The sequence below is a fragment of the Corallococcus sp. AB045 genome (genome assembly GCF_003668895.1).
GTDB lineage: Bacteria > Myxococcota > Myxococcia > Myxococcales > Myxococcaceae > Corallococcus > Corallococcus coralloides.
In genome coordinates this window covers 1-9,632 of record NZ_RAWN01000277.1, presented here as the reverse complement: position 1 = coordinate 9,632, position 9,632 = coordinate 1, and the positions used below count along the sequence as shown (strand labels likewise).

The 9,632-nt window shown below is 70.8% G+C and carries 11 protein-coding genes; 5 read left to right on the top strand and 6 right to left on the bottom strand.

Going from position 1 to position 9,632, the window contains the following annotated elements:
- A partial coding sequence (locus D7Y21_RS37790) for an EamA family transporter (protein ID WP_147469487.1) occupies positions 1–231 on the bottom strand: 231 nt, incomplete at its 3' end.
- A 206-nt stretch (positions 232–437) separates the two neighbouring features.
- Between D7Y21_RS37790 and hrcA the strand changes: the two genes are divergently transcribed.
- Positions 438–1,469, top strand: coding sequence for a heat-inducible transcriptional repressor HrcA (hrcA, locus tag D7Y21_RS37785; protein WP_120561084.1), 1,032 nt, complete (start codon positions 438–440; stop codon positions 1,467–1,469).
- Positions 1,470–1,474: 5 nt separating this feature from the next.
- Here the strand turns inward: hrcA and D7Y21_RS37780 are convergent, their stop codons facing one another.
- Positions 1,475–2,383: a lipid kinase gene (locus tag D7Y21_RS37780; protein WP_304984664.1), complete on the bottom strand. Its 909-nt coding sequence runs from the start codon at positions 2,381–2,383 to the stop codon at positions 1,475–1,477.
- A 309-nt stretch (positions 2,384–2,692) separates the two neighbouring features.
- On the opposite strand from D7Y21_RS37780, the gene D7Y21_RS37775 reads away from it, so the two are divergent.
- Positions 2,693–3,148: a transcriptional regulator gene (locus D7Y21_RS37775; RefSeq protein WP_121718286.1), complete on the top strand. Its 456-nt coding sequence runs from the start codon at positions 2,693–2,695 to the stop codon at positions 3,146–3,148.
- A gap of 82 nt (positions 3,149–3,230) precedes the next feature.
- On the opposite strand, the gene D7Y21_RS37770 is transcribed toward D7Y21_RS37775, so the two are convergent.
- The 3 genes from D7Y21_RS37770 to D7Y21_RS37760 form a co-directional block, all read right to left on the bottom strand.
- Complete coding sequence (locus D7Y21_RS37770) at positions 3,231–3,944, bottom strand: HAD family hydrolase (RefSeq protein ID WP_120561087.1); 714 nt, start codon at positions 3,942–3,944, stop codon at positions 3,231–3,233.
- A gap of 46 nt (positions 3,945–3,990) precedes the next feature.
- The gene (locus D7Y21_RS37765) at positions 3,991–4,818 is read right to left on the bottom strand and encodes a hypothetical protein (protein ID WP_121718285.1); all 828 of its coding nucleotides are present in this window, start codon (positions 4,816–4,818) and stop codon (positions 3,991–3,993) included.
- Positions 4,819–4,905: 87 nt separating this feature from the next.
- Complete coding sequence (locus tag D7Y21_RS37760) at positions 4,906–5,253, bottom strand: hypothetical protein (RefSeq protein ID WP_120561089.1); 348 nt, start codon at positions 5,251–5,253, stop codon at positions 4,906–4,908.
- 215 nt (positions 5,254–5,468) lie between these two features.
- On the opposite strand from D7Y21_RS37760, the gene D7Y21_RS37755 reads away from it, so the two are divergent.
- The 3 genes from D7Y21_RS37755 to D7Y21_RS37745 all read left to right on the top strand — a co-directional run bounded on the left by D7Y21_RS37755 (position 5,469) and on the right by D7Y21_RS37745 (position 9,400).
- A complete protein-coding gene (locus D7Y21_RS37755; protein ID WP_121718284.1) occupies positions 5,469–6,470 on the top strand; it encodes a site-2 protease family protein in 1,002 nt (333 codons plus the stop codon).
- Positions 6,467–7,252 (top strand): hypothetical protein, encoded by a 786-nt coding sequence (locus D7Y21_RS37750; protein WP_120561091.1) that lies wholly within the window; start codon positions 6,467–6,469, stop codon positions 7,250–7,252. Before D7Y21_RS37755 ends, D7Y21_RS37750 begins: the two co-directional genes overlap by 4 nt.
- A 150-nt stretch (positions 7,253–7,402) precedes the next feature.
- A complete protein-coding gene (locus D7Y21_RS37745) occupies positions 7,403–9,400 on the top strand; it encodes an ATP-dependent DNA helicase (protein WP_120561092.1) in 1,998 nt (665 codons plus the stop codon).
- Here D7Y21_RS37745 and D7Y21_RS42445 read toward each other — a convergent pair.
- On the bottom strand, positions 9,354–9,503 hold the full coding sequence (locus tag D7Y21_RS42445) for a hypothetical protein (RefSeq protein ID WP_233612448.1): 150 nt from the start codon (positions 9,501–9,503) through the stop codon (positions 9,354–9,356). The genes D7Y21_RS37745 and D7Y21_RS42445 overlap by 47 nt on opposite strands.
- Between the last annotated feature and the right edge of the window lie 129 nt (positions 9,504–9,632).

The following is a 9,632-nucleotide window of genomic DNA, read 5'->3' as shown; positions in this document are numbered from 1 at the left end:
CCGCAGGTCCGGCCCCGGCTGCCCCTTCAACAGCAACCCCGCGAACAACACCCCGCCCGCCAGCAGGAAGCGCATCCCCGCCATCCGGAACGGCGGAAAGCCCGTCAGCGCGAACCGCATCGCCAGGTAGGTCGACCCCCAGATGACGTAGAGCGCGAAAAGGCTGAACATCAGGCGGCCCCGGTGGGGCGCGGGCTCGGCTACGGAGGGGGTCGCGGTCGCGGTCGTCACGGCGGCGGCCTTCTATCCCCCACCTCCCTCCCGTGCGATGTGCGCTTTGCCGTACCCGTGCCACGCAGGCCGGCGGACCAGCGCCCCGCCTGCCTGCCCTCTGGATGGCCCCTCCCAATTGAATGCCCCGGGCGTCCCTTTTAGAATTCTACAGGAGGCATGGAGACCCGGAGGTCGGGCCGACGGCCTGTGGAGCGTGAGCGGGAATGCCCGACGAATTGGGTGAGCGCGAGAAGGAAGTCCTCCGAGCCGTGGTGCAGGAGTACATCACCACGGGCGGTCCGGTCGGCAGTCAGCAACTGACGCGCCGCGGAGAGTTCGACGTGTCCTCCGCGACCATGCGCAACGTGCTCGCCGACCTGGAGGCCCTGGGCTTCCTGGAGAAGCCCCACACTTCCGCCGGCCGCGTGCCCACCGACCGGGGCTACCGCTTCTACGTGGACACCCTGGTGAAGCTGCGCGACCCCGCCCCCCGCGACCGCGAGCTCATCCACGCCGGCCTCGTCCACGAGTCCAGCCTGGACGAGGTGCTGTCGGAGGCCAGCCGCGTGCTGCACTCGCTCACGCGCCACGCGGGCGTCGTCCTCACGCCCCGCCCCGACGCCGCCGTGTTCCAGCGCATCGAGTTCCTGCGCCTGCGCGAGAACCGCGTGCTCGCCATCCTGGTGGGCCAGAACGGCCAGGTGCACAACAAGGCCCTCACCGTGGACTTCCCGGTGACGTCCGACGAGCTCATCAAGGCCAGCAACTACCTCTCCGAGCTGCTGCACCAGGTGCCCCTGGAAGAGGCGCGCGAGCGCATCCGCGCGGAGATGGACCAGGAGCAGGCCCTCTACAACGCGCTCACCGCCAAGGCCCTCAAGCTGGGCGCCGCCGCCACCGACCTGCAGACGCCCGAGCGCGTGCTCATCGAAGGCACCGGCTCCTTCCTGGAGCAGCCGGAGTTCGCGGACGTGGAGCGCATCCGCGCGCTGTTCCGCGCCCTGGATGAGAAGCACAAGCTGCTGCACCTCTTGGACCGCGTGCAGCGCACCAAGGAGATGCACGTCTTCATCGGCGCGGAGAGCGAGTTCTCCGCCGCCGGCGACGTCACCGTCATCGCCAGCCCGTACGGCACGGCGGAGGCGGTGCTGGGCACTGTCGGCGTCATCGGGCCCACGCGCATGGACTACCGGCGCGTGATTCCCCTGGTGAACTTCACCGCCCAGGTGCTCTCCAGCGTGCTGGAGAAGGTGTAGCGGCCCTACTGCGGCGCGGGCGCGTAGACGCGCAGCGCCGCGGGGGCCACCTCGAAGCGCATGGGCGTCATGCCCACGTTCTCCCCGTCCGCGTTCACCTCCATGGGCGGGTCCGTCTCCACGACGAGCCGGGAGGCGTGCAGGTGCACGACGGACTCGTGCTCCAGGTGCCCGCCGCTCCGCATGCCCAGCGCCACGCGCGCCAGCGTGGCCACGTCCTGCAGGTGGCCCAGCCCCGTGCGCTCCCCGCCATCCGCCATGGAGGGCGCGGTGATGGCGTAGACGTGGAAGTGGCGGTCGTCCAGCGTCGCGTCCGGCGCCACCATGTTGCCCGCGCCGTGGTAGCGGCCGTTGCCCACCACCAGCTGGAGCGCGTCCACCTCCAGCGTCCGGGAGCCCGTCTGGAGCCGGACGTGGAAGGGCTGCAGCGTGCGCATCTCCGCGGCGGCGGCCATGGGATAGGCCAGCTTGCCGGCGCGCTGCTTCAGCTCCTGCGTGAGCCGCTTCGCGATGGCGGTGGTGAGCCCCAGGCTGGCGGCGTTGAGGAAGGGCCGCCCGTTGACGAGCCCCACGTCCACGCGCGCCGTATAGCCACCGGCGATGACGTCACACGCGGCCTCCAGCGTGTCCGGGATGCCCAGCGACCGGGCGAAGTCGTTGCCGGTGCCCAGCGGCACCACGCCCAGCGTCACGTCGCGCCCCATCAGGGCCTGCGCCGCGCAGCTGATGGTGCCGTCGCCTCCTCCCACGAGGACGCGGCGGGCCCCCTGGGCGATGGCCTCCTCCACCACCTTGCGCAGGCGCTTGGGCCGCGTCAGCGCGTGCGCGGCGATGATCGGGATGCCATGGGCGGCCAGCAGCTCACGGGCGTGCTCGAAGGCGTCGAGCCCCGAGCGCGAGCGCGTATTCACCACCAGGACCGCGGGCCCTTCGTCCACGTGACGAAGGCGCGGAGGCGCGTTGAGTGCGGGTTCCAGGGGAAACCTCGGCTTTGAATGCAGCGCCTCCAAGCTGCGCACGACCGTGCGCCAGCACCAGCGGGACCCGGGAGAAAAGGGCAGGAGCACTGTCCATTCCCCGCCGACTGCGCGTGGAGAGCTTCCACGGGTGGACAGGGGTAGGGTGCCGGCGGGTTCCCTCCCTGGCCAGGCGTGTTCACCTTCCAGGCGACGCGGACTCCGTGCCACGGACCCGCGCCGGGACGTTCTCCAGGAGGGTTTTGAATGGCACGAGGAAGCAAGGACAAGTACTCGGCGAAGCAGAAGCGCATGGCCGAGCACATCGAGAAGGGCTACGAGGACAAGGGCGTCGGCGAGAAGACCGCGGCGGCCCGCGCGTATGCCACCGTGAACAAGCTCACCGGTGGCGGGATGAAGGGTGGCTCCGGCAGCAAGGCGAAGGCGGCCCGCCGGCGCCCCGCGGCCCGCAAGAACGCGCGCAAGGCAGGACGCGTGGGCGGCAAGCGCCGCGCCGCCACCGCGAAGAAGAGCACCCCTTCCAGCCGCAAGAAGGCCGCGCCCACCCGGGCCCGGCGCACCCCCACCGGCCGCAAGGCCACCTCGCGCACCGGCACCGCCGGCAAGCGCTCCACGGCCCGCAAGAGCACCGTGCGCCGCGGGACGGCTCGCAAGAGCACCGCGTCCCGTTCACGCGCGAAGCGGGGCGGTTCGCGCAAGTAACGCCGGATGGGCTTTGGCGAAGGGCTCCACCGGTGGCCACGCGTTCATGGCCGCCGGGGACGCCTTCACCCCGTCACGGGCTTCAGCGCGACTCCTCGTCCTTGGAGGTGTCCCGCGACGCCGCGTCCCAGGGCCAGATTTCGGGGTCTGCTTCCAGGCGGCGCAGCAGCTCCGCGGGGTCCTTCACCAGCGTGCGGCAGCCGGCCGTGCGCAGGTCCTCCGCGCGGAAGCCGCCGCACAGCACGCCCACGGACGCCAGGTGCAGCTTGCCCGCGGCCAGCGCGTCGTAGGGTGTGTCACCCACCACCACCGCCGTGGCGGGGTCCGGCTTGCCCAGCTTCACGAGCGCCGCCTCGAAGATGTCCGGGTGCGGCTTGCTCTTGTCGACCTCGTCCTTGGCCGTCTTCGCTTCGAACAGGCCGTCGATGCCGCACAGCTCCACGTAGCGCTTGAGCTCGTCGTCCTTGGCGCTGGAGGCCAGGGCAATCTTGCGGCCGCGCTTGCGCAGCAGCTGGAACAGCTCCTTCACGCGCGGGAAGGGGCGCACCTTGGGCAGGAACTCGCGCTTGAAGCGCGCGGAGCGGTCCTCCTCCAGGTCCTTGCCGAAGCGCTCCAGCTCCTCGTCGTTGAAGAAGACGGGCAACAGCTGGTCCGCGCCCTTGCCAATCTGGCTGCGCACGTGGGCAAACGGGATGTCACGCCCGAACTCGATGAACGACCGGCGCCAGGCCTCGGCGTGCTCGTCCACGGAATCCACCAGCGTCCCATCCACGTCGAAGATGACGTTCTCGACCATGCGCGGCAAACCTCCGCCGCCAAGGTGGCGATGGGTGACGTGCCGGTCAACCGCCCGTGGGTGACTTCGGTCCACTCTCCTGCGCTTCACTGTCCACGAGTGTCCGGGTCTGTACGCTGTATCCCTCCGGAGCGGCGGGGGTGAAGGCGTCGTTGGGCAGCGGCGTCTTCAGGTCCACCTTCGACAGCACCGTCTCCCCCTGCTTCGTGTCCCCCACCCAGCGTGTGAGCTTCTGGGGCACGCACAGGCCCAGGGACGCGTCGCAGTGCTCCTCCTCCATCCGCACCTCCGCCCGGGTGCCGTCCGGCGCGCGCGTCTTCTTGGCCAGGAAGTCCAGCGAGGGCCAGCGCAGCACGTACGTCACCTCCACGCCGCCGCCCGCTTCTCCCTCCAGCGCCATGGTCAGCTCCACGGCCTCCTTCGCCTGGGGCAGGCCCAGGCCGGTGACGCGCTTCGCCTTCGTGCTGCGCAGGAGCAGCGGCGCGCGGAAGCCGTCCGGCACGAAGGGGGTGAAGATTTCGGTGAGGAACGCGGACAGCTTCTCCGCGGAGACCTGGGACGTGAAGGTGGTGAACTGCTTCGTCGCCTCCACCTGCTCGTACAGGTGCTTGCCGTCCCACCACACCTGCCGGGCCTGGGGCGCGGACACGGTGCCGCGCATCTTCTGGGGCGCGCGGTACGCGAAGGTGAAGCCCGCGGAGGCGGTGTCCCCTTCCGTCTGGGTGCCCTCCAACTGGTAGGCCGTCAGCTTCGCGTCGCGCGCGGCCAGCTTCTCGCGCACCTGGGCCATCAGCTCCGCGTCGTTCGCGCCTCCGGACGAGGACGAACGGCACGCGAGGAGGCACACGAGGGGCACGAGGAGGAGGGCGCGCATGGGGAGCTTCCCGGGGGCTGGAAATGGAAAAGGCCCCGCTGTCTCCAGGGGGCCTTCGGACTGCCTCGGTGAGGAGGCAGCTTCGGACTACTTCACCGCCACGCCGGTCGCGGAGGAGCTGGTGATGCCGATGATGGTGCCGAACAGGGCGAAGATGCCGTGACGCGGCGTGGTGCTCGCCGACTTCAGGTCCACCTTGGAGGCGCCCATGGCCTTCGCCTCGGTGATGAGGAGGCGGTTGACCACCGTGTCCAGGTCGCTCTGGACGATGTCGATGATGTGGAAGATCGCGGTCAGGCCCAGCGAGCTGCCCTGGATGACGGCCACGGCCTCGCCGTTGGCGGCGATCTCGGAACCGGAGACGACGGCGGACTCGACGCTGGTGCAGCCCACGAGGGAGGCGGCGGCGACGGCGGACAGGATGAACTTCTTCATGGTTATCTCCCCAACTGACAGTGGCTTGGATGGTGACGGAGCGGCCCGAATGAGCGCTCCGACGTTCGGTAAAACCTCAAACGGCGCGGTTCGTAGCAGAAGGCTTTTTCAAGTCAAGGACCCGGGGCGGGTTATTCCGAGTTCTGTTGGACACTTCATCCGCCGGGCGGCGCGGGAGCGGTCGCCGCTCTCGCGGACGTGAGGCATCTTCGCGCATGCACCCGGCTTCCGTTCCACGTCCCACCCCGGCCCGCGTCTGGCTGCACCTGCTGCTCTTCGGGGTGACGCTGGGGACGACGTTCCTCGCGTACCTGCTGCTCTTTGGCCGCTCGTTCCCGTTCAGCGGGGGTGGGCTGCTCGAGGAGGACCGGACGCAGGCGCTGTTCTTCAGCGGGTCACTGCTCGCCATCCTGGGCTCGCACGAGATGGGGCACTACGTGCTCGCGCGGTGGCACCGGGTGGACACGTCGCTGCCGTACTTCATCCCGCTGCCGGTGCCGGGGAGCCTGGGCACGCTGGGCGCGGTCATCCGGCTGCGCGGGCGCATCCCCACGCGCAACGCGCTGGTGGACATTGGGGCCGCGGGGCCGCTGGCGGGCCTGGTGGTGGCGCTGCCCCTGCTCTACTGGGGGCTGTTGCACTCCACGGTGGTGGACTCGCCGCCGGTGCCGTCCGCGTTCCCCGGCGAGTCGTCGCTGTGGGTGCTGGGGCAGGAGCTGCTGCGCTGGGTGATGGAGAAGGTGACGCAGGCGCCGCCCGCGATGGAGCCCGTCTACACGAGCCACCAGACGCACTTTGGCGACAACCTCCTCATGAAGGCGCTGACGTGGCTGGCGCTGGGCCCCCTGCCGGAGGGCAAGGACGTGGTGGTGCACCCGGTGGTGATGGCGGCGTGGTTCGGCCTGCTGGTGACGCTGCTCAACCTGCTGCCGGTGGGGCAACTGGACGGCGGGCACCTGACGTTCGCGGTGCTGGGGCCCAAGGCCCGGCTGGTGGGCCATGGCGTGGCGGTGGTGCTGCTCTTCCTCACCGTGTTCGTCACCGCGTCGTGGGGCCTGTGGCTGGTGGTGGCGAGCAAGGTGGTGGGCTTCGGCCACCCGGAGGTGTTGCGGCCGGAGGAGCCCCTGAGCGCCTCGCGCAAGGTCATCTGCGCGCTGTGCCTGTTGGCGCTGGTAGGGTGCGCGATGCCCGTCCCCCTGCGCGAGGTGTGGTCATGAAGTACCAGTGCGAAAGCTGCGACCGGCTGGTCAAGGTGGAGACCTACCTCCTGGAGGACCACGCGCTGGCCGTGGCGTGCCCGGCGTGTGGCGCGTGGACGCGGGCGGCGCCCTCTCTCTCCAAGCCGGCCTCCCCGAAGCCGGTGCCCGGGCGCACGGAGGAGCCGGGCGCGCGTGGAGGCGACACCGCCGCGGTGGCGGTGCCCACGCCGGAGCCCGTCCTGGACCTGGAGCCCCCCGTGGTCCCCCTGCGGCCCAGCGTCACCGCGCTGCGCGTGGTGCGTTCCGAGGCGCCGTTGGTGGTCCCTTCCGCGCTGGACGGAGACCCCTTCCAGGCGCCGCCGGGCCACTGCCCCAAGTGCGTGGCGCCCATTCGCGATGACGCCGGGTCCTGTTCGGCGTGCGGACTGGTCTACGCCAACTTCATTCCGGATGAGCACCAGCCCTCCGAAGCCCTGGCCCAGGAGTGGCGCGAGCTGCTGGGGGCCTGGCACGACTGGGACGCGCACGACCGCCTGCTGTCCCAGGCGATGATGCGGGGCGAGATGGCCATGGTGGGCCGGCTGTACCGCATGCGGCTCGCCCGGGCGCCGAACGATGCCCAGGCGCTGCGAGGGCGGGATGAAGTGGTGCGCCGGGTGACGATGGCGACGACGCTCGCCTCCGACGGACCGTCACCGGCGCTGGGGCGCAAGGTGAAGACCGCGGTGATGGGGGTCGTGCTGGTGGTGTCCCTGGTGATGCTGCTGGTGCTCTTCCAGATGATGCGCGGGTCCTTCTAGGCGGCGGGCAGAGCCAGAGCGCTGGACGGCCCGCTTCCCGGGCAGGCGGGGGACGGGGCCTCACGGTCGCGTCAGGGAACGCGCGGGGGGCGCCGGGCGCTGTTATCCTGCGGGGCCGCCTTTTCAGTCCTCCTGCCCCCGAACCGCCGCATGTCCGCGCCCGCGCCCCGTCCTCTCTCTGTCGACAGTCTGCTGGGGCCTGGTGGCGCGCTGGAAGAGGCGTTGCCCGCGTACGAGCACCGCCCGGAGCAGCTCCAGATGGCGCGCGCGGTGGAGCGGGCCTTCTCCGAAGGCAGCTACCTGCTGGCGGAGGCCGGCACCGGCACGGGCAAGACGCTGGCGTACCTGGTGCCCGCGCTCCTGTCGGGGCGCAAGGTGGTGGTGTCCACGGCCACGAAGACGCTGCAGGACCAGGTGTTCTTCAAGGACCTGCCGCTGCTCAGCGAGAAGCTGGGGCTGCGCTTCGAGGCGGCGTACCTCAAGGGGCGCGGTAACTACCTGTGCCTGCACCGCTACGAGTCCTTCGAAAAGGACCCGCAGTTCGTCTCGCGCGAAGAGGCGAAGCAGTGGCCGCTGCTCAAGAAGTGGGTGACGCAGACGGAGACGGGGGACCGGGCGGAGCTGGATTTGCCGGAGTCCTTCGCCGCGTGGTCGCGGCTGTCCACCACGTCGGAGACGTGCCTGGGCTCGCGCTGCTCGATGTACGAGACGTGCTTCGTCACGCGGATGCGCAAGCGCGCGGAGGCCGCGGACCTGCTGGTGGTGAACCACCACCTGTTCTTCGCGGACCTGTCGCTGCGCAGCTCCGGCAAGCGCACGGAAGGGGTGCTGCCCTTCTACGACGCGGTCGTCTTCGACGAGGCGCACGCGCTGGAGGACGCGGCCAGCGGCCACTTCGGGTGCAGCGTGTCCAACTACCGGTTGGAGGAGCTGTCGCGCGACGCGGTGGCGGCCCTGCAGGCGAAGGATGAGCGGCACGCGACGCTCTCCGCGCTGGCCCAGCGGGTGCGCTCGCACGCGGACGCGCTGTTCCTCCAGGCGCCGCGCGCGCTGGGGATGTCCAGCCAGGAGTCCACCGTGGCCTTGCGCCCGGAGACGATGGGCAAGCTGTCCGGCGCGCTGGAGCAGGTGCGGGAAGGCCTGGCCGCGCTGGCGTCCTTCGCGGGCAGCGAGCGCGAGCCGGAGCTGGCCGCCATCCACCGCCGCGCGGAGGAGATGGCGGAGCAGCTCAGCTTCCTGGAGAAGTCCGAGTCCGCGGACCACGTGTACTGGGCGGAGGCGCGCGGCAAGGGGCTGTTCCTGCGCGCGAGCCCCATCGACGTGGCGAAGGAGCTGCGCGACCGGCTCTACGGCGCGCTGGACACGGTGGTGTTCACCTCCGCGACGCTCGCGGCGGACAGCCGCTTCGACTTCTTCGCCAAGCGCATGGGCATGTACGACGACGAGGGCCAGCCCGTGACGCGCGTGCGCACGCTGGCGGTGCCCAGCCCGTTCGACTTCCCCCGCCAGTCCGCGCTGTACCTGCCCACGCACCTGCCGGACCCCAGCGCCCCGGGCTTCATCGAGGCGGCGGCGGAGGAGATCATCCAGCTGTGTGAAGTGACGGGCGGGCGCGCGTTCGTGCTCTTCACGTCCCTGCGCAACATGGTGCGCGCGTACGAGCTGACGGCGACGCGGCTGCCCTACCAGGCGCTGCTCCAGGGAGAGCGGCCCAAGCAACAGCTCCTGGATGCCTTCCGCCAGACGCCCAGCGTGCTCTTCGCCGCGCACAGCTTCTGGGAAGGCGTGGACGTGCCCGGGGACGCGCTGAGCCTGGTCATCATCGACCGGCTTCCGTTCGCGTCTCCTGGAGACCCGCTGGTGGCCGCGCGCATCCGTCAGATTCAAGCGCGCGGTGAAGAGCCGTTCGACCAGTACCAGTTGCCGCAGGCGGCGCTGGCGCTGCGCCAGGGCTTCGGGCGGCTCATCCGCACGCAGGCGGACCGGGGCATCGTGGCGATGCTGGACCGCCGCATCGTGACCAAGGGCTATGGCCGCGTGTTCCTCTCCAGCCTGCCGCCCGCGAAGCGGATGGAGGACACGACGGAGCTGAGCCGCTGGTTCAACGGCCCGGTGCGCCCGGTGCCGCCCGTGCGCTCGATTCGCTGAACACGTCGCGCAGGCGCAGGCCCACGCGTGCCTGGAAGGGCGGGGCCAGGGTGTCCACGCCCGCGCGGCCCGCGAGGTACTGGCGGTCGAAGAGGTTCTCCACCGGTAACCGTCCGGCCAACGACGTGCCGTGAGGGATTGCCGGGGTAGCGGCGTGCGGCGGACGCTTCCGGGCATGGCGAAGCAGGTGGAGAAGCCGGAGTGGGCGCGCGTCGCGGAAGCCTTCGAGGCC

What these genes read in the sequence shown, in the direction of transcription:
- hrcA (WP_120561084.1), top strand. Translation starts at nt 438, where the DNA reads ATGCCCGACGAATTGGGTGAGCGCGAGAAGGAAGTCCTCCGAGCCGTG.
- D7Y21_RS37775 (WP_121718286.1), top strand. Translation starts at nt 2,693, where the DNA reads ATGGCACGAGGAAGCAAGGACAAGTACTCGGCGAAGCAGAAGCGCATG.
- D7Y21_RS37770 (WP_120561087.1), bottom strand. Translation starts at nt 3,944, where the DNA reads ATGGTCGAGAACGTCATCTTCGACGTGGATGGGACGCTGGTGGATTCC.
- D7Y21_RS37765 (WP_121718285.1), bottom strand. Translation starts at nt 4,818, where the DNA reads ATGCGCGCCCTCCTCCTCGTGCCCCTCGTGTGCCTCCTCGCGTGCCGT.
- D7Y21_RS37760 (WP_120561089.1), bottom strand. Translation starts at nt 5,253, where the DNA reads ATGAAGAAGTTCATCCTGTCCGCCGTCGCCGCCGCCTCCCTCGTGGGC.
- D7Y21_RS37755 (WP_121718284.1), top strand. Translation starts at nt 5,469, where the DNA reads ATGCACCCGGCTTCCGTTCCACGTCCCACCCCGGCCCGCGTCTGGCTG.
- D7Y21_RS37750 (WP_120561091.1), top strand. Translation starts at nt 6,467, where the DNA reads ATGAAGTACCAGTGCGAAAGCTGCGACCGGCTGGTCAAGGTGGAGACC.
- D7Y21_RS37745 (WP_120561092.1), top strand. Translation starts at nt 7,403, where the DNA reads ATGTCCGCGCCCGCGCCCCGTCCTCTCTCTGTCGACAGTCTGCTGGGG.